The following is an 18,293-nucleotide window of genomic DNA, read 5'->3' as shown; positions in this document are numbered from 1 at the left end:
CAAACAAAAAACCCGGCCGGAGCCGGGTTTTTAGCAGAACACTAAAATTACTTAATTTTAGCTTCTTTGTAGAGCACATGCTGACGTACAACCGGATCGAACTTTTTCAGTTCCAGCTTCTCTGGTTTAGTACGTTTGTTCTTCGTGGTGGTATAGAAGTGACCTGTACCAGCAGAGGAAACCAGCTTGATCTTCTCACGAATACCTTTAGCCATGATTCAGTTCCTTAGTACCTTAGTACTTCTCACCACGGGCACGCATATCGGCTAACACCGTATCAATGCCCTTTTTATCAATAATACGCATACCTTTAACAGATACACGCAGAGTAACGAAGCGCTTCTCGCTCTCAACCCAAAAACGGTGTGAGTGCAGGTTCGGAAGGAAACGGCGTTTCGTCGCGTTCATTGCGTGGGAACGGTTGTTACCCGTCACCGGACGCTTTCCAGTTACCTGGCAGACTCGTGACATGTCAATATCTCCAAAAATCAAATCAGCTCGAGCTTTAAAAATTAGGTTTGGGCCGCCTCGTCAGGCTTGCAGCCCGCCAGGCGAATTCCATGGAACCCGCTAAGCTGGCCTAACCGCCAAACCCGAGATTCTCAAAGGTGGCGTAGTATACGCCGCTCAGCCCAAGTGCTCAAGTCCCGAACAGATAAAGATCCCGAATGATCGGGCAAAAAGCCGCCACCTGGCGCGAAATTTCCCGCTATCAGAGCCATCCCCGCTCGGCAAAGGAGACATATTCGCCATGCCCAATCACCAGATGATCGAGCAAGCGTATATCGAATAGCTGGCAGGCCTCACTGACTTTGTGGGTCACTTCGCGGTCTGCGCGACTCGGTTCGGCCATGCCCGACGGGTGATTATGCGCCAGTATCAGAGCAGCTGCGTTGAGTTTCAGCGCCTCCCGAACGATCTCACGAGGATGAACTTCCACACTATTAATAGAACCCGAGAACATATTTTGTGCCCGTAGCACCCGATGCTGGTTATCCAGAAACAGGGCCATAAAGATCTCACGCTCCTGATGAGCCAGCAAACTTTGCAGATACTGGCGCGTGATTTGTGGGTTCTCCATGGCGCTTTCGCGAACCAGTTTGCTGGCGAAAAATCGCTTCGCCAGTTCGGCAACCGCGTGAAGTTGCGCCAGCTTGGCATCGCCGATACCTTTGACTTCACCGAATGCCGCTTTGTCTGATGTCATGAGCAGATAAAGCGAGCCAAACCCCTCCAGCATCTCTCCGGCCAGTTCAAGGACGTTCTGCCCTGGCGATCCGGTGCGGAGAAAAATGGCCAGCAATTCGGTATCGGTGAGCGAGTTTGCGCCCAGTTTCTGGAGTTTTTCCCGTGGTCCCTTGATTTTCATTTTCGCTCTCCCTGAGATGAGCCTCAGAATGGCTCATCCTGCAGAGTGCGGCTATCAATGGAACGGCAATCTACGAGACGGCTCGCAAACGCAGTCGGTGAAAAGGCGCATCCACGCTTTTGTGATAAAGTCCGTGCATTCGCCGCCGCGAGCGGCAGAGAGCTTAGTGAGGCCAACATCATGATGGGATTAGCCGGTAAAAAAATTCTTCTTGGCGTGAGCGGCGGTATCGCAGCGTATAAAGCACCTGAGCTGGTGCGGCGCCTGCGCGATCGCGGCGCTGATGTGCGCGTGATGATGACGGAAGGTGCCAAAGCGTTTATCACTCCGCTCAGCCTGCAAGCCGTCTCCGGCTATCCGGTGTTTGACGATCTGCTTGATCCCGCTGCAGAAGCGGCGATGGGTCATATTGAACTGGCAAAATGGGCCGACCTGATTGTGCTGGCTCCGGCCACTGCCGATCTGATTGCCCGTGTGACTGCTGGCATGGCAAACGATCTGGTGACCACTGCCGTGTTGGCCACGGCCTCACCCGTGGCGGTCGTGCCAGCCATGAATCAGCAGATGTATCGCGCAGCGGTGACCCAGCAAAACCTTCAGACGCTCCACGCGCGGGGCGTGCTGATTTGGGGGCCGGACAGCGGCAGCCAGGCCTGTGGCGACGTCGGGCCAGGCCGGATGCTGGACCCGCTGGCGATTGTTGACCATGCGCTGCTGTGGGCTACGCCCGTCAACGATCTGCAACATCTCAACATTATGATTACCGCCGGCCCGACCCGAGAGGCGCTGGATCCGGTGCGCTACATCACGAATCACAGCTCCGGTAAAATGGGCTTTGCGATTGCCGCTGCGGCTGCCCGACGTGGTGCTCAGGTCACGCTGGTCAGCGGCCCGGTCAGCCTGCCTGCACCTGCGGGTGTGCGACGCGTTGATGTTACCAGCGCGCTGGAGATGCAGGCCGCTGTGATGAGTGAGATAGATAAACAACATATTTTCATTGCAAGCGCAGCCGTGGCAGACTACCGGGCAGCCGATATTGCGGCCGATAAAATCAAGAAACAGGGCGGCGATGATAACGTCACGCTGAACCTGGTAAAGAATCCCGATATTGTTGCCGGCGTCGCTGCACTTCAGGAAAACCGGCCATTCGTCGTTGGATTTGCTGCTGAAACACAGAATGTGGAAGAATACGCCCGGCAAAAACGGGTGCGCAAGAATCTGGATCTGATCTGCGCTAACGATGTCGCTAAAGCCGGACAGGGGTTTAATAGCGACACCAATGCTCTTCACCTTTTTTGGCAGGATGGAGAAAAACGCTTACCGCTCAGCGATAAGTCTCTCCTTGGCCAACAATTAATAGACGAGATTGTCAGCCGTTATGATGAAAAAAATAGACGTTAAAATTCTGGATGCGCGCGTCGGCAAAGCGTTTCCACTGCCGACCTATGCCACTTCAGGTTCCGCTGGGTTAGATTTACGCGCCTGCATTGATGATGTTCTCGACATCGCACCAGGCACCACGACGCTGGTTCCGACCGGCCTGGCGATTCATATCGCTGATCCCGATCTGGCCGCTGTAATCCTGCCGCGCTCGGGCCTTGGCCATAAGCATGGCATCGTGCTGGGCAACCTGGTGGGTCTGATTGATTCGGACTATCAGGGACAGCTGATGGTATCGGTGTGGAATCGTGGTCAGGAAAGTTTCTCGCTGCAGCCCGGCGATCGCATGGCACAACTGGTGTTTGTACCGGTAGTCCAGGCTGAATTTAATCTGGTTGAAGATTTCGACGCCAGCCAGCGCGGCGAAGGCGGCTTCGGCCACTCCGGTCGCCAGTAACCCGCATTACCGACTTTCACTTACGCCCGTTATTTTTCCTCATCGCTGCAGGACGCGTTCCTGTGGCAGATGCGTAGGTGTTGCCTGTATTTAGGTGAATTTCAGGGGTCTTTAAGGTCATGGCAGAAAAAAAAGTCGCGAAGCGGAATCGTCGCGAAGAGATTTTGCAGGCGCTGGCGCAGATGCTGGAGTCGGGTGATGGCAGTCAGCGTATCACCACAGCCAAACTGGCAGCCACAGTGGGTGTTTCCGAAGCGGCGCTGTATCGTCACTTCCCCAGCAAGACACGCATGTTCGATAGTCTGATTGAGTTTATCGAAGACAGTCTGATTACCCGCATCAATCTGATCCTCAAGGATGAAAAAGAGACCATGACGCGTCTGCGTCTGATCGTGCAATTGATTCTGGGATTTGGTGAGCGTAATCCGGGACTGACGCGCATACTGACCGGCCATGCTCTGATGTTTGAGCAGGACCGACTGCAGGGACGTATCAATCAACTGTTTGAGCGGATTGAAGTGCAACTGCGACAGGTCATGCGTGAGCGGAAAATGCGTGAGGGCGAGGCTTTTCAGGCTGATGAAGCATTGCTGGCAAGTCAGTTGCTGGCTTTCTGTGAAGGTTTGCTGTCGCGGTATGTCCGTTCTGAGTTTCGTTTCAGTCCTACCGCAGACTTTGAGGTCCGCTGGCCACTCATGGCTGCTCAGCTAACGTAAAGCGTCAAAGAAGGCGGGCATTGCGCCCGCCTCTGTTAAATCCCGTACGCTCTCTGATAAGCACGGACCTGAGCCAGGTGATCGGCCATCTCAGGCTTCTCCTCCAGCCAGGCAATCAGGTCTGCCAGGGTAATAATCGCAGTCACTTTACAGCCGTAATCACGTTCCACTTCCTGGATTGCCGACATCTCTCCGCGTCCACGCTCCTGACGATCTAGCGAAACCAGCACACCTGCCAGGGTGGCGTTGTGCGCGCCGATAATATCCATCGACTCACGAATCGCCGTGCCCGCTGTGATCACGTCGTCCACCAGCATCACTTTGCCCTGCAGCGGACTGCCTACCAGCAGGCCACCTTCACCGTGATCTTTGGCTTCTTTACGGTTAAAGCAGTAAGGCACATCGCGGTCATGATGATCAGCCAGCGCCACTGCCGTGGTGGTAGCAATCGGAATGCCTTTATAGGCCGGACCAAACAGCAGATCGAAATCAACAGCGCCATCCACCAGCGCCTGCGCGTAGAAGCGTCCCAGCAGCGCTAAATCCCGTCCGCTGTTAAACAGACCGGCATTAAAGAAATAGGGGCTTTTACGCCCGGACTTCAAAGTGAACTCACCGAACTTCAGCACCTGCTTGTTCAGGGCGAATTCAATAAACTGACGCTGCCAGGCTTTCATCTCTCACTCCTCAAATAAAGAAAAGGCGACTCTGAGGTCGCCTGTTACATCAATTTTCCAGCGCTGCTTTCTGCGCCTGAATCAGTTCCTCAATTCCGCCGCGCGCCAGCGCCAGTAGCGTCAGCAGCTCTTCATGGCTGAAGGGTTCGCCCTCGGCGGTGCCCTGCACCTCGATCATGCGGCCATCTTCCATCATCACGACATTCATGTCAGTTTCTGCGGCTGAGTCTTCAACATACTCCAGATCGCACAGGGCTTCGCCTTTGACGATGCCCACTGAAATCGCGGCGACCATACCCTTCATCGGGTTTGCTTTCAGTTTGCCGCTGGCTACCAGCTTGTTCAGCGCATCAGCCAGAGCCACACAGGCGCCAGTGATTGATGCGGTGCGGGTGCCGCCATCGGCCTGGATTACGTCACAATCGAGCGTAATGGTAAATTCACCCAGCGCTTTAAGATCAACCGCGGCGCGCAGTGAACGGGCAATCAGACGCTGAATCTCCAGCGTACGGCCACCCTGTTTACCTTTTGCGGCTTCACGCGCCATACGGCTGTGGGTCGAACGCGGCAGCATGCCATATTCGGCTGTGACCCAACCCTGGCCCTGGCCTTTAAGGAAACGCGGAACCCCTTCGTCTACGGAGGCAGTGCAAAGCACTTTCGTTTCGCCGAATTCCACCAGAACGGAACCCTCTGCGTGTTTGGTGTAATTGCGGGTCAATGTGACTGGACGCACCTGTTGTGCGCTACGGCCTGCTGGACGCATGGGTATTCTCCGGCTTGCTAATGATTGGCTGCGCATTATACGGACTTCCTTGCCCGCTGTCTCTTGCGCCTGCCTGAAGCAGGCATCAGATGAAATTTCCGGCCAGCTGTGGCTAAATGCGCTTTCCTTTCTCTCTGATAAAAAAGACATATGGCCGCCATTCTTCATTTCCTGCTGGCGCTGGTGGTGATTTTCGCCCTTGCGCTGCTGGTCAGTCATGACCGTAAACAGATTCGTCTGCGCTTTATTATTCAACTGATTGTGGTGGAAGCCGCGCTGGGTTGGTTCTTCCTTCACTCCGCCGGAGGGCTGGCACTGGTCGGATCGTTTGCCGGTTTCTTTGAGACGTTGCTGGGGTTTGCGGCGCAGGGCACGGAGTTCGTTTTTGGCGGAATGAGCAAACAGGGGCTGGCGTTTATCTTCCTTGGTGTGCTCTGTCCGATTGTCTTTATTTCGGCACTCATCGGCATATTGCAGCACTGGCGCATCCTGCCGCTACTGATTCGTGTTTTCGGAACGCTGCTGTCGAAGATTAACGGCATGGGCAAGCTGGAGTCATTCAACGCCGTCAGCACACTGATCCTCGGTCAGTCAGAAAACTTTATCGCCTATAAAGGGATTCTGGGTGATATCCCACCGCGCCGGCTCTACACCATGGCAGCGACCGCGATGTCCACCGTTTCGCTGTCGATTGTCGGTGCTTATATGTCGATGATTGAACCGAAGTATGTGGTTGCTGCACTGCTGCTTAACATGTTCAGCACCTTTATTATCCTGTCGATCATCAACCCGATGGAAAGCCGGGATGAGCAGCCTATCGCGCTGGAAAAGCTGCATGAAGAGCAGAGTTTCTTCGAGATGCTGGGTGAGTACATCCTGGCAGGCTTCAAAGTGGCGATGATTATTCTGGCGATGCTGATTGGCTTTATTGCTCTGATTGCTGCCGTTAACGCGCTGTTTGCGGCGGTGTTTGGCTACAGCTTCCAGCAGCTGCTCGGCTATCTGTTCTATCCTCTGGCCTGGCTGATTGGGATTCCGAAAGCCGATGCCCTGCAGGCGGCAGGCATCATGGCGACTAAGCTGGTCGCGAATGAGTTTGTGGCGATGATTGAACTGCAGAAAGTCGCGGCGGGCATGAGTGCGCGCGGGCTGGGTATTCTGTCGGTGTTCCTGGTCTCTTTTGCTAACTTTGCCTCGATCGGCATTGTGGCGGGCGCAATAAAAGGCCTGAACGAGAAACAGGGAAATGTGGTTTCCCGCTTTGGCTGGAAGCTGGTCTATGGCTCCACACTGGTCAGCCTGCTCTCTGCGGCCTTTGCCGGTCTGTTTATCTGACTATTTAGCGGGCGGCAGCTTCGCCGCCTGCTTTCGCCCTAGAACCCGACACAGACGGGTGCATCTACCCGCATAACCGACTCCTGACCAAACCGTTTTTTATAGAGGGTACGTAACGCCTCAATATCCTGATTGGTCGCGGGATCGATACCGTGGATCAGCATCAACGCTTTACTGTTCTCTCTTGCCAGTTGACCGTTCTCGCCCAGCCATTGACCTTTAGCGTCATAGACCGACAATCCCGCTTTGAAACGTGGCGTGACTTCATTATCCACGAAGTTCATCCAGTCGAGTGAACTCACACTGCCGCCATCTGGCTTGCTGAGTCCGAACCACAACGTGGTCTGCATCATCATGTCGCCACCGGCACAGATGGGGTGCGGTTTAGTCGGCGGCGCGTGGCGCGTCTGGCAACCCACCAGCAGCAGAGCCATTACAACAGGGAATACAATAACGCGGGACATAAATCAGTTATCCTCATAGGTGACCAGTGGTCATCATATGTGGCTGCCGCTGAAAGCGGAAATAGTTCGTTATTTTCCTGTAAGACGCTTATGCCTGTTATGGCGTGGCTCGCCTCGCTATACTTCACCCATCTTTCCGTAAATTGAGTACCGCTTATGATCCGCAGTATGACCGCTTATGCCCGCAGCGAAGCCAAAGGCGAATGGGGCAGCGCAGCCTGGGAGCTGCGTTCTGTTAACCAGCGTTATCTGGAAACTTACATCCGTTTGCCTGAACAGTTTCGTGGGCTGGAGCCGGTTATCCGCGAGCGCATTCGCCAGCGTCTGACGCGCGGTAAAATTGAGTGCAACCTGCGTTATGATGCCGATCCCAGCGCTCAGGGCGAACTGATGCTGAATGAAACGCTGGCGAAACAGCTGGTGCAGGCTGCTAACTGGGTAAAAATGCAGAGCGACGAAGGCGCGATTAATCCGCTGGATATTCTTCGCTGGCCGGGCGTGATGTCTGCGCAGGCGCAGGATCTGGATGCCATCAACACACAATTGTTACAGGCACTGGATGGCGCGCTGGACGATTTCATTGCGGCGCGCGAAAGCGAAGGCACCGCGCTGAAAGCGATGATTGAACAGCGTCTGGAAGGCGTTTCGCAGGAAGTCAGCAAAGTGCGCGCGCAGATGCCTGACGTGATCAAATGGCAGCGTGAACGCCTGGTCGCCAAACTGGAAGATGCTGAAGTCCAGCTGGAAAACAATCGCCTTGAGCAGGAGCTGGTGATGATGGCGCAGCGTGTTGATGTATCCGAAGAGCTGGATCGTCTGGATGCACACGTTAAAGAGACCTACAACATCCTGAAAAAGAAAGAGGCTGTAGGCCGCCGTCTCGATTTCATGATGCAGGAGTTCAATCGGGAATCGAATACGCTGGCATCAAAGTCGATCAACGCCGAGATCACCACTTCCGCGATCGAACTGAAAGTGCTGATTGAACAGATGCGCGAGCAGATTCAAAATATCGAATAATTTCCACCCTCACTCCCTAAAACCCATAAGCCCATGTTAAATGGGCTTTTTTGTGGTATATAAATTCCACTAGCGAACATGTTTCTCCACTTGCATCCACGAAATTTGGGGGGGCAAAATGGGGAGCATTTGTGCTTTACTAGAAAAATATAACAGTCTATAACCAGATACCCCCCACTAAAAATGACAGGTCAGTTATATGGGTTCATTAACAGTAAAAGCCGTTCAGTCTCTGATAAAAGCAGGCAGAGTTGGTAAGTTTGGAGATGAGCGAGGTTTATACCTGAAAATCCCCTCCAAGGGTGAACCATACTGGATGCTGAGATACACAGCACAAACAAAGAGACGGGAAATCACTTTAGGTAAGGTTTCTATAGTGTCACTCGCAGAAGCCCGTAGTCTTGCAGAAGATGTTCGCAAAAAGGTTCTGGCTGGAGATGATCCTATCGCAGAAAGGAAGCTAAACAGACCTGAAGAACTGACTACAGTGAATGAGCTGTTTGAAGACTGGCATAAAGATCTTGTTAAAAGATTAAAATATCCGGGCATACCTGAAAGGGTTTACCGAAAAGACATTGCTCCTGACCTGCCCCCAGTATTAGATACAACGCTCAGTTAGTAATGTCGGTTTGTTTACCTTCTAATTTTCCATTTCTCCAGCTTGCTGCAAATTCAGCCGGCGTCTGGTATTTAAGCGATGAATGAGGTCTGGACTCGTTATAGTCCTGCCGCCAGTCATTAATGATTTTCCGGGCATGAAGAATATCGCTGAACCAGTGTTCATTCAGGCATTCATCCCGAAAGCGACCGTTGAAACTCTCAATAAATCCATTCTGCGTTGGCTTGCCCGGCTGGATTAAGCACAGCTCAACGCCATGTTCAAAGGCCCATTGATCGAGCGCGCGGCAGGTAAATTCCGGGCCCTGATCGGTTCTTATCGTTGCAGGATAGCCACGAAACAGCGCAATGCTGTCCAGAATACGTGTCACCTGAACGCCTGTAATCCCGAATGCCGTGGTGATCGTCAGGCACTCCTTCGTGAAATCATCCACGCAGGTCAGGCACTTAATCCGGCGGCCGCTGGCAAGTGAATCCATGACAAAATCCATCGACCATGTCAGGTTCGGCGCATCCGGGCGCAGAAGCGGAAGCCGTTCAGTCGCCAGCCCCTTACGGTGCCGCCTGCGTTTTACACCCAGACCGTTAAGGTGATAGATGCGGTAAACCCGCTTGTGGTTGACGTGAAAGCCCTCCCGACGCAATAACTGCCAGATGCGCCGGTAACCAAATCGGCGGCGTTCAAGTGCCAGCTCTGTGATACGTAAAGACAGCTGCGCGTCAGCAGCCGGGCGCTGAGCCGAATAACGGCAGGTTGAAAGTGACAGATCGGCCAGCCTGCAGGCACGGCGTTGCGACAGACCCGTTGTCTCACACATGGCTTCCACGGCTTCCCGTTTCTGGTCCGTCGTCAGAACTTTCGGCCCAGAGCCACGTGAAGCGCCTCCTTATCCAGCATGGCTTCAGCGAGCAGCTTCTTAAGGCGGGCGTTCTCCTCTTCAAGTGACCTGAGCCGCTTCACTTCGGGGACTTCCATGCCGCCAAACTTCTTGCGCCAGGTGTAAAAGGTGGCGTCTGAAATAGCATGCTTACGGCAGAATTCCCGGGCTGAAACCCCGGCTTCGGCCTCGCGGAGAATACTGATGATCTGTTCGTCGGAAAATCGCTTCTTCATGGGAATGTCCTCATGTGACTGATGAAGACATTACTAACATCGCGGTGTGTTAATCAACGGGGAGCAGGTCAAGACCATTTCGGTCTCGATAAAACTGACATTATGAATCCTAAATTTCATTTTATCAGAGCATTTCGTATTTGGTTTGTCCTTCAAAGATGGGAACACTTCGCTTTTAAACCTTTCTTAACTAATATGAAAGCTGAATTTGAAATAAATAGCAGGAGAAATTAATGAGATTCAAAAAGACTACAGTTTTTATAGTGGCATTGATAATGTTAGCATTATTCTATGTTAACTTCTTTAATTCTCCAAAAGTGCTTGCAATTCATGGCTCTGATACCAGAAAAGATTTTTTGGTTAAAAACATACCTTTCTCTGATAGTGACAAAATAAAGTGGTGGGATAATAATGGAGTCAAAACCATTTCTTCCCGTGAAACTTACAATGTTTCTATCTGGGACTTTGATGGTAAGTATCAAAAACTCGCCCCCAAGAATTCAGGTGCTTTTCCAGACCATGATACTGATTACTTACTGTGCTTTGATGACATGAAATCAGATGAGAATTGTATAGACAAGTCAAACTGGATCATGGACATCACTAAAACAAAGGATGGATACACTTACTACCGACTTGATGGCGAGTCATACTATCGAAAACCTTCTGGTGAACTGGTCAAAGGTGAGCGATTTACGACAACCATAAAGCCTGTGAGCTGACCAAATGGTCACTTCTCTCAACGGGGAGTGGATTGGGGGGTAAAATATAAAATAGCCTGAAAAATAAACTTAAGTATATGATCATCATAAACAATATAAATACAATCAACATACAGATTCAGAATATCGAGTAATTTCCCGCCCGGCAGGTCAGTTATAAAGCGTCAGCGATGGCGCTTTGTTCATTTTTCAGGCATTATCTTTCGGGTTTCACCTCCCTATGTGGCTTTTGACTCCCACCTGCGGCTTCATTATCACGTAAAGATTGATAAACGTTCATTTCCAGACACTTCCGGAACACACTTTAATCATGCTTTGCATTTAGGATGATTTCTTTTTAAATTGCTGATTTTAAAATAATTTTTCTGGATTTAACTCTTTTTACGTTCCCGACGCACTGTCTCCATGAAACAGATCAATCCTGTGAATCACGGAGTTTCCCTTTTTTTGAAGGCACTTTTTGATAAAGTATCGGTCGAATTCAATACAGCCGTACCGCTTTAAGACTCATGGAAGTGCTCTTTATGCGATACCCCCCTCAACTTCCATGAAGGTTGTTAATGAAAAACACCGGAAAATTTAGCAGTTCGCTGCTGCATCCGCGTTATTGGTTTACCTGGTTTGGCCTTGGCGTACTCTGGCTGCTGGTCCAGCTTCCTTATCCTGTTCTCATGCGTCTCGGTGCCGGTGCCGGCAAAATCTCTCGCCATTTCCTGCAGCGCCGCGAGCGTATTACCCGTCGTAACATCGAACTCTGCTTCCCGGGTATCAGTGAAGAAAAAATCGAACACATGATCGCTGGTAACTTCGCATCGCTAGGCATGGCCCTGGCTGAAACCGGTATTGCCTGGTTCTGGTCTGACCGGGCAGTAAAACGCCTGTTTAACGTTTCAGGTATGGATAATCTTCACGCTGCGCAGAACGAAAAGCGCGGTGTGATGCTGATTGGCGTACATTTCATGTCGCTGGAGCTGGGCGGACGCATCAGTGGACTCTGTCAGCCGATGATGGCGATGTATCGCCCGCACAATAATCAGGCGATGGAGTATGTGCAGACCAAAGGCCGCATGCGTTCTAATAAAGCGATGATTGACCGTCGTGATCTGCGCGGTATGGTTCATGCTCTGAAACAGGGTGAATCGGTCTGGTTTGCACCAGACCAGGATTACGGCCCTAAAGGCAGCACCTTTGCGCCACTGTTTGCGGTGGAAAAAGCTGCCACTACCAACGGGACTTTTGTTCTGTCGCGTCTGGCGAAGCCAGCGATGGTACCGATTATGCTGATTCGTAATCCAGGAAATGATGGCTACCATTTAATCATCGAACCGATGCTGGAAAATTATCCTCATACCGATGAGGCTGCTGCTGCCGCTTACATGAATAAAGTGATCGAAAATCAGATCCTGCGTGCACCCGAACAGTACCTCTGGCTACATCGCCGATTCAAAACCCGTCCGCCGGGTGAACAGTCACTCTATATCTGAGTAAACTGATAAAGCAGGCCGCGTGCCTGCTTTTTTGTTTTAATCTCCGGGTTCACTCCTTTTGTTCCTCCCTTTCCTCTTTCCCGATCCCCCTCTCCTCATCATGCCTCTCGCGTTATAGCAATGGCTCTTGTTTCTGCTGCTCAACATGCCTGTTCTGCGGTAAGCAGGCTGGTATCAGAGAGATTATTAGGGAATGATGAATCTTCTTATCTCGTTATTAACGGACACCTTATGGATATCAATGACACACAGCAGTGGCAGCGTCCGCTGATTGACGATCACCTCACACCTTACATTGAAGTGGATGCAGCACGCCTGGAATGCAACCTGCAGCATATGCAGCGCAAAGCCCGTGCGGCTGGCGTCGCGTTGCGTCCGCATATCAAAACGCATAAAAGCGTCTGGATTGCCCGGCGACAGATTGAGTCTGGCGCGCAGGGGATCACCGTCTCAAAACCCAGCGAAGGCATCAGTTTTATTCAGGGTGGTATACGCGATCTGTTGTTAGCCTATCCGGTTGTACATCCGCAAAGCGTGGCTGAATTACTGCGCCTCGCCGTGCTTCATCAGGTCAGACTCACCCTGATTGCGGACAGCCTGCAGGGCGTGGCGGCGATCGCTGAGGCCTGCCAGCATCAGCCAGGGTGCGAACTGGCGGTGGCGATTAAAGTGGATGTTGGGTTACATCGCATTGGCGTCAATCCCGATACAGATGACGCCGTGCTGATTGCCCGGGCATTACAGGACAAGGGATTACGCTTTGCCGGATTAGTGTCACATGCCGGTCACGCTTATGGTGCGGGTCATGCCGCAGCCATTGCGGAGGTCGCCCGCCAGGAAACGGCATTGATGCAGCGCGTTCAGGCAAAACTGCAGGCTGCGGGTTTTACCGACTGCCCTCTCTCAGTGGGGTCAACCCCAACTGCGCTGGCAGCAGAGATTGCGCCCTGCATTAATGAAATCCGGCCCGGTAACTATGCACTGTTGGATCTTACTGCCTGCCGCCTTGGGTTAAGCCACGTCGATCAACTGGCAATGAGCGTCATTACCCGCGTTGTGGCGGTAAACGATCATTTCGCCATTGTTGACGCCGGATCAAAAATGCTGAGTTCGGATAAAGGGCCGCACGGCACCAATGCCAGCGGCTTTGGTGTTGCAGCAGACGAAGCGGGCAATACGTATGAAGTGACGAAGTTATCCGAGGAGCACGGTTTTCTGCTGTTTCAGGATCGCCGCCCTGAAGTCGGCACGCTGCTGCGTATCTTCCCGAATCACAGTTGCGCAGTGATGGCGCAGTCGGATGGCTTTGTTCTGCGCCACGCCAGTGGTCATAGCGAAGATCATGCCGTTTCTGCGCGTGGCAACTTCATCTGATTCTGCGGCAGACAGCCTCATCCGTTGTCTGCCTTTTGTACGAAACCCTGTCAACACCACACTTCTACTGTTACACCGTTTTAACAAGTCTGGCCCCATGCTTTAATGCCTTTTTCGCTTATCCATTGGAGGTTACATGCTCTCCTCTCGCACGCTGAGCCTGACGATCCCACGTCACTGGTTAGATCTTTATGAAACTATCTGGAAGCCGGAATTTTTCGCAAAATGGGCATCCGGGTTAACGCACAGTGCATTAGAACCCGATGGACATCGCTGGCGTGCTAAAGGCCCCCTGGGCAATGTGAAGCTCAGGTTCTCACCATACAATCCGTTTGGCGTAATGGATCACTGGATTGATAACGGCTCAGGAAAGGAGATCTATGTGCCGATGCGCGTGATCGCTAATGAACAGGGTGCCGAGGTAATGGTTACGGTTTATCGCCAGCCATTTACTTCAGATGAGAGATTTAAGCAGGATATTGAATGGGTTAGCAATGATCTGGAGAAACTCAATCAGCTTCTGACACAGTAAATCAAGGACTTAGCGTACGTTTTTCTCTGTACTTATCGCTGGTCGCTAACGAAAAAAAATAGAAAAACTTCTGACATTAAAGCATAAAGCGCTTATCTGATTACTCATCCCCGATACACATTTACCACCAACCCTGCTTAAGCATCTCCGCCAGGAAAATTCCTGGCTTAACCCGCTTTCACATAGCTGATCTTCCCGGATTTCAGGCTTCTCTGTCTCCCCTGATGACCTTCTGCCTTAGAGACATACATTAATCATCAACAATTGTTTATCACTGCTCTCCTGAAGATTTAATATTTATCATGCATAAAGTGAAACCATTTATTTCTGCGGTCGTGCAATCAGACTTTTCTTATGGTGTTAAATTAAATAAAACAATGTATAAATCATTCCACACACAGCAATACCCATAATGATAAAGCAGGAAAAAGTCATGGACCGCTCAACCTATCCTTTGTTATCAGAAAAAGAATTCGTTGAGATTGCCGCAAGGATGCTGGCAGGAGAATATAAAAATACAAAAGGATTTATTCGTGATCTGGCGGAATTTCTGTTAGCTGCAGGGGATTCCGCCATGACACGAAACAGGGAATTTACCAGGGATATCTATTTTTTATCTGAGCATCATTTGATTGAATCAATAATAACATGGCAAGCCTGGAGAGGTATTTCAGGACTTCGGCCGGAAAAATTGCACTAACTAACGGTGTCACAGCAACCTCTTCTTGCCGTTACACAATTATTTAATTCTCACAGAGTTGATGAACTCTAACGAGTATATTATGGCAATACGTGAAAGCAGTCTTAATAGCGCAAAATGGTCTCTGCTCTCTTCAATCAAAATTATTGGCATTGGCGTGTTGCAACTCTCGTTGCTGGCGCAGATTCTGCAGGCGAATGAGCTTAACCTGCTGGCGATTGCCATAATTGCCTTACTGTTTATTGATACTCTGGCCGATCGCGGCTTCTCAAATACACTGATCCGTCGCTGTATGCTCTCAATTAATGACCTCTCAACCATTTACTGGGGTAATATGTTGATGGGTGTCGCGGTGTTTGGTCTTTTATTTACGGGCAGTCACCTGCTGAACAGCCTGTTTAATCAGCCCGAACTGGCTCTCATGCTGCAGATGGTCTCAGTGGTGTTTATTATCATCCCTCAGGGTCAGCATTACCGTGCGGTATTACAGCGTGAAAAGCAATATACACGCATTGCTTTTGCTGAAACGTCCTCAGTATTAGCCGGACTTGCAGTCACCTTATTTACCGTCTGGCTGACACCTTCTGTATTATGTGCGATCTGGGGTTATCTTGCGATGGCTTCCATTCGCATGCTGATTTACTGCTACTATGGTCGTTCATGGTTCCAGCCGGAATATCACTTTAGTCTGAATGCTTTTGCTAAAATTCGCGCAAGAAACAAATAATAAAATAAGTCTGTATGGTGGGCTCTGAGCATCCGAAACGATGCGTTGGCGTGCTGTTAACCAGCACGCCTTTCTTTTTATTAATCCTGTCGATATATTTTTACTCCTTTCTTTAGCTGCAGCATCCCATTCTTTCTATCTCCTTTACAGACCAATATCTGACCTGCAAATTTCTGGCCGTCATGGGCTGTAAATCTCCTACTGGTTCTGAGTCAGTTAACACCAGCCAGGCCCGCGCGACTCCTCTGCACATCGTCTCATCTTAACCTTCACCAGCATTCATCATCGGTTTTGCACTGAAAAGTCTTTCTATGCTGATGCCGGGCCGGACTGGTATACACTGCGCAAATCCCGGACGCCGACCACCTGAAATCTCTGTCGCCGCCTGTTAAGCAATGCTGTAGCCTTGCCGCCGTCTTACTGGAGTCTGCTATGTTACTGACCGTTCTCTACATTATTGGTATTACTGCTGAAGCCATGACAGGTGCGCTGGCGGCGGGTCGCCGCAAAATGGATCTGTTTGGGGTCATTATTATTGCGTCAGTGACCGCAATCGGTGGTGGCTCGGTGCGCGATATCCTGTTGGGTCACTATCCGCTGGGTTGGGTGAAAAATCCCGAATACATCATGATTGTGGCGGCTGCGGCGGTTGTCACCACATTCCTGGCGCCCCTGATGACCCACCTGCGCAAAGTTTTTCTGGTGCTGGATGCATTAGGTCTGGTGGTCTTTTCGATTATCGGCGCGCAGGTTGCACTTGATTCCGGACACGCCATGATTATTGCCGCGATAAGCGCAGTGATTACAGGTGTCTTTGGCGGCGTACTGCGTGACATGTTCTGTAATCGCATTCCGCTGGTGTTTCAGAAAGAGCTGTACGCCGGTATCGCTTTCGCCTCGGGCTGGATGTATATCCTGCTGCTGAAAACCACGCTGGCGCATGAAGCGGTGATTATCATTACTCTGCTGTTCGGCTTTTTTGCCCGTTTACTGGCGCTGCGCTTCCGTCTCGGTTTGCCGATTTTCAACTATCCCCACCCCGAGCATTGAGGACGCAGGAATCCCCTGCTGTTGCAGGAACGCGATGAGGGCCTGCAGACGGGCATCCTGAAACTGCTCAGCCAGGCGCGTTGCCAGCCCCGCACCAACGCCCGGCAGAGTTTGCCAGGCCATAACATCCCGACGCATTACGCTCTCCCACTGCTGATCGGGCAGCGCATTCAGGGCCTTTTGCGGCAATGAAACGCCAAGGGCCTTCACCCATCGACGAAACGGTTGCTGACGAGTGAGATTAAAGCGGTGCCAGAGCTGATCTGCACGTTCCGGAGAAAGACCCGTCGCGGCGGCAATCTGTTCCGGTGTTAACGTCAGCCAGCCGAACAGATGCGTCATACTGCCGCTTTCCAGTAAGCGCAGCCAGGTGCTGCGCTCAACCCCAGGAATATTCAGCACCGTTTTCTGGCTGAGCCAGCGTAATTTCGCCAGTAACTGCTTCTGGCACTCAGCGCTGAAGGTATAACAACTCAACGGCGTATAACGCGACGCCTCGGGAGGCTGAGGATAATGTCGCTCTGCCACGCGCCAGATGACCCGCTCCAGCCGGGGAATGCCCTGACCCGCCAGACTCAGCGTGACCACATCGCCCGCGACGATATCGCTCTCCTGCCAGCGACGTAGCGATCCGACATTAACCCGCCTGACCGTTTTATCATCCAGTTGCACTGGCTGAAGATTAAGTACCGCCGCTATTTTTCCGGTTCGGCCAATGGGGAAATCGACGGAGAGCACTTCAGCACTGACTTCAGGAGGCTGATATTTCCAGGCAACCGCCCATATACCCTCGCCTGGCAGCCAGTTTTTGCCTGCAGGCCGCAGACTCTGATGAACCACCACGCCGTCTGTGACAAAAGGCAGCGCAGCATGAAACCAGCGCTCACGCCAGATGGCTACGTCCTCTTCATCTTTAACGTTGTGGCTCCATTCTGCTGCAATGCCCAGCCCCCAGCGGCTGAGTTGCTCATGGCGCTCCGTCATTGTGGCGGGACCATCTGGCCATGCCCAGATGAAAACACCGAGCGAATCCAGCAGCGGAGTCCGCTGCCTGCTCATCATCGCGCCGGCCACCAGTGAGCGCGCATTTTTGCCGCCATCAATCGCCTGCTGATGACCGTTCATCAACAAAAACAGCTCGCCCTGCAGTACAACCTCGTCGAGAGGGGTCTCGATATGCAGCGGAATTGCCGGGATCCAGGCGGCTTTAGCCAGCCACTCTTCACCGCGCAATCCATCGCCACGACTTAACAACGAGACCAGCCTGCCATGGCGATACACCAGTGAAACGGCGATGCCATCAACTTTTGGCTGCACCCAGAGATCGCGTCGCCCCTGCATCCAGTAAGCCAGTGCCAGCTTGTCGCGCATCTTTTTTACGCCAGTATGGGCGACCGGATGCAGGTGCTCACCCTTGCCAGGCAGTTGCGGGGAATCAGTGGGCTGAGAAGCGCTAAAGCAGTGTTGCCAGGTAACAAGCCGCTGCTGCAGCGCATCGTAATCCGTGTCAGCCACCGGACTCTGCCCCTGGCGATAGTAAGCGTCATCCCAGTGTTGCAGTTGCTGTTGCAAACGGCCAATCTCTTCAGTCGCCCGTACGGGTGTCCAGACCGGACAAACGGCACTGTGCGCAGGCCATAGGGCGAACCACAGAATAATCGCAGATAGCGGCCAGCCGAATCCTTTCATACTCTTTCCTCTGACGTTTTGTGGCATTCAACAGCAATGCATTAGCGTCAGCCAGAGGCGAGGTTTCGTTCCGGAAGAGATGCCAGGGTAATCCGT

21 protein-coding genes and 1 pseudogene are annotated in these 18,293 nt (G+C 51.8%); 14 read left to right on the top strand and 8 right to left on the bottom strand.

What is annotated here, in order from left to right:
- Positions 1-47 precede the first annotated feature (47 nt).
- The 3 genes from rpmG to radC form a co-directional block, all read right to left on the bottom strand.
- Positions 48-215, bottom strand: a complete 168-nt coding sequence (gene rpmG / locus EE896_RS00630; protein ID WP_003024094.1) for a 50S ribosomal protein L33 — start codon at positions 213-215, stop codon at positions 48-50.
- Positions 216-234: 19 nt separating this feature from the next.
- Positions 235-471: a 50S ribosomal protein L28 gene (gene rpmB, locus EE896_RS00625; RefSeq protein WP_006121249.1), complete on the bottom strand. Its 237-nt coding sequence runs from the start codon at positions 469-471 to the stop codon at positions 235-237.
- Between the two features lie 241 nt (positions 472-712).
- Complete coding sequence (gene radC, locus EE896_RS00620; RefSeq protein ID WP_003851323.1) at positions 713-1,369, bottom strand: RadC family protein; 657 nt, start codon at positions 1,367-1,369, stop codon at positions 713-715.
- 180 nt (positions 1,370-1,549) lie between these two features.
- Between radC and coaBC the strand changes: the two genes are divergently transcribed.
- The 3 genes from coaBC to slmA all read left to right on the top strand — a co-directional run bounded on the left by coaBC (position 1,550) and on the right by slmA (position 3,922).
- Positions 1,550-2,770, top strand: coding sequence for a bifunctional phosphopantothenoylcysteine decarboxylase/phosphopantothenate--cysteine ligase CoaBC (coaBC, locus tag EE896_RS00615; RefSeq protein ID WP_003851326.1), 1,221 nt, complete (start codon positions 1,550-1,552; stop codon positions 2,768-2,770).
- Complete coding sequence (dut, locus tag EE896_RS00610; RefSeq protein ID WP_003851329.1) at positions 2,748-3,206, top strand: dUTP diphosphatase; 459 nt, start codon at positions 2,748-2,750, stop codon at positions 3,204-3,206. The genes coaBC and dut overlap by 23 nt, the downstream gene beginning before the upstream one ends.
- Positions 3,207-3,325: 119 nt before the next feature.
- Positions 3,326-3,922 carry a nucleoid occlusion factor SlmA gene (gene slmA / locus EE896_RS00605; protein WP_003851331.1) on the top strand — a complete coding sequence of 199 codons (597 nt, stop codon included), beginning with the start codon at positions 3,326-3,328 and terminating at the stop codon, positions 3,920-3,922.
- Positions 3,923-3,957: 35 nt separating this feature from the next.
- On the opposite strand, the gene pyrE is transcribed toward slmA, so the two are convergent.
- Positions 3,958-4,599 (bottom strand): orotate phosphoribosyltransferase, encoded by a 642-nt coding sequence (gene pyrE, locus EE896_RS00600; protein WP_140034288.1) that lies wholly within the window; start codon positions 4,597-4,599, stop codon positions 3,958-3,960.
- A 49-nt stretch (positions 4,600-4,648) separates the two neighbouring features.
- Positions 4,649-5,365: a ribonuclease PH gene (rph, locus tag EE896_RS00595; RefSeq protein WP_003851334.1), complete on the bottom strand. Its 717-nt coding sequence runs from the start codon at positions 5,363-5,365 to the stop codon at positions 4,649-4,651.
- A 150-nt stretch (positions 5,366-5,515) separates the two neighbouring features.
- Here rph and EE896_RS00590 point away from each other — a divergent pair, with 150 nt between their 5' ends.
- Complete coding sequence (locus tag EE896_RS00590) at positions 5,516-6,700, top strand: NupC/NupG family nucleoside CNT transporter (RefSeq protein ID WP_003851335.1); 1,185 nt, start codon at positions 5,516-5,518, stop codon at positions 6,698-6,700.
- A gap of 38 nt (positions 6,701-6,738) precedes the next feature.
- Here EE896_RS00590 and EE896_RS00585 read toward each other — a convergent pair whose 3' ends face one another.
- A complete protein-coding gene (locus tag EE896_RS00585; protein WP_140916504.1) occupies positions 6,739-7,164 on the bottom strand; it encodes a DUF3574 domain-containing protein in 426 nt (141 codons plus the stop codon).
- 156 nt (positions 7,165-7,320) lie between these two features.
- On the opposite strand from EE896_RS00585, the gene EE896_RS00580 reads away from it, so the two are divergent.
- Positions 7,321-8,184 (top strand): YicC/YloC family endoribonuclease, encoded by an 864-nt coding sequence (locus EE896_RS00580; RefSeq protein ID WP_140916505.1) that lies wholly within the window; start codon positions 7,321-7,323, stop codon positions 8,182-8,184.
- A gap of 199 nt (positions 8,185-8,383) precedes the next feature.
- The gene (locus tag EE896_RS00575; protein ID WP_238343228.1) at positions 8,384-8,803 is read left to right on the top strand and encodes an Arm DNA-binding domain-containing protein; all 420 of its coding nucleotides are present in this window, start codon (positions 8,384-8,386) and stop codon (positions 8,801-8,803) included.
- Here the strand turns inward: EE896_RS00575 and EE896_RS00570 are convergent.
- A protein-coding gene (locus EE896_RS00570) for an IS3 family transposase (protein WP_140916506.1) occupies positions 8,796-9,916 on the bottom strand; the annotation gives its coding sequence in 2 pieces (ribosomal slippage) (positions 8,796-9,658 and positions 9,658-9,916; 1,122 coding nt in all). The two genes, EE896_RS00575 and EE896_RS00570, sit on opposite strands and share 8 nt — an antisense overlap.
- Before the next feature lie 66 nt (positions 9,917-9,982).
- Between EE896_RS00570 and EE896_RS00565 the strand changes: the two are divergent.
- The 8 genes and pseudogenes from EE896_RS00565 to EE896_RS00530 all read left to right on the top strand — a co-directional run.
- A pseudogene (locus EE896_RS00565) lies at positions 9,983-10,150 on the top strand (DUF3289 family protein); the annotation flags it as partial.
- On the top strand, positions 10,150-10,638 hold the full coding sequence (locus EE896_RS00560) for a DUF943 family protein (RefSeq protein ID WP_140916507.1): 489 nt from the start codon (positions 10,150-10,152) through the stop codon (positions 10,636-10,638). The pseudogene EE896_RS00565 and the gene EE896_RS00560, both read left to right, overlap by 1 nt.
- A 560-nt stretch (positions 10,639-11,198) precedes the next feature.
- Complete coding sequence (gene lpxP, locus EE896_RS00555; protein ID WP_003851339.1) at positions 11,199-12,122, top strand: kdo(2)-lipid IV(A) palmitoleoyltransferase; 924 nt, start codon at positions 11,199-11,201, stop codon at positions 12,120-12,122.
- Positions 12,123-12,356: 234 nt separating this feature from the next.
- Positions 12,357-13,499: an alanine racemase gene (locus tag EE896_RS00550; protein WP_140916508.1), complete on the top strand. Its 1,143-nt coding sequence runs from the start codon at positions 12,357-12,359 to the stop codon at positions 13,497-13,499.
- Between the two features lie 136 nt (positions 13,500-13,635).
- Positions 13,636-14,031 (top strand): hypothetical protein, encoded by a 396-nt coding sequence (locus tag EE896_RS00545; RefSeq protein ID WP_008926961.1) that lies wholly within the window; start codon positions 13,636-13,638, stop codon positions 14,029-14,031.
- Positions 14,032-14,464: 433 nt separating this feature from the next.
- A complete protein-coding gene (locus EE896_RS00540) occupies positions 14,465-14,731 on the top strand; it encodes a hypothetical protein (RefSeq protein WP_039660605.1) in 267 nt (88 codons plus the stop codon).
- Between the two features lie 82 nt (positions 14,732-14,813).
- Entirely contained in the window at positions 14,814-15,458 is a 645-nt protein-coding gene (locus EE896_RS00535) for an oligosaccharide flippase family protein (protein WP_003851343.1), read from the top strand.
- Positions 15,459-15,890: 432 nt separating this feature from the next.
- The gene (locus tag EE896_RS00530; RefSeq protein WP_008926964.1) at positions 15,891-16,508 is read left to right on the top strand and encodes a trimeric intracellular cation channel family protein; all 618 of its coding nucleotides are present in this window, start codon (positions 15,891-15,893) and stop codon (positions 16,506-16,508) included.
- Here the strand turns inward: EE896_RS00530 and ligB are convergent.
- Positions 16,446-18,197: an NAD-dependent DNA ligase LigB gene (gene ligB / locus EE896_RS00525; RefSeq protein WP_140916509.1), complete on the bottom strand. Its 1,752-nt coding sequence runs from the start codon at positions 18,195-18,197 to the stop codon at positions 16,446-16,448. The two genes, EE896_RS00530 and ligB, sit on opposite strands and share 63 nt — an antisense overlap.
- Positions 18,198-18,293: the final 96 nt, after the last annotated feature.

The sequence above is a fragment of the Pantoea eucalypti genome (assembly GCF_009646115.1).
In the GTDB taxonomy this organism is placed as follows: domain Bacteria; phylum Pseudomonadota; class Gammaproteobacteria; order Enterobacterales; family Enterobacteriaceae; genus Pantoea; species Pantoea eucalypti.
The sequence above is the reverse complement of the archived record's forward strand: the minus strand, read 5'-3'. Positions and strand labels throughout refer to the sequence as shown.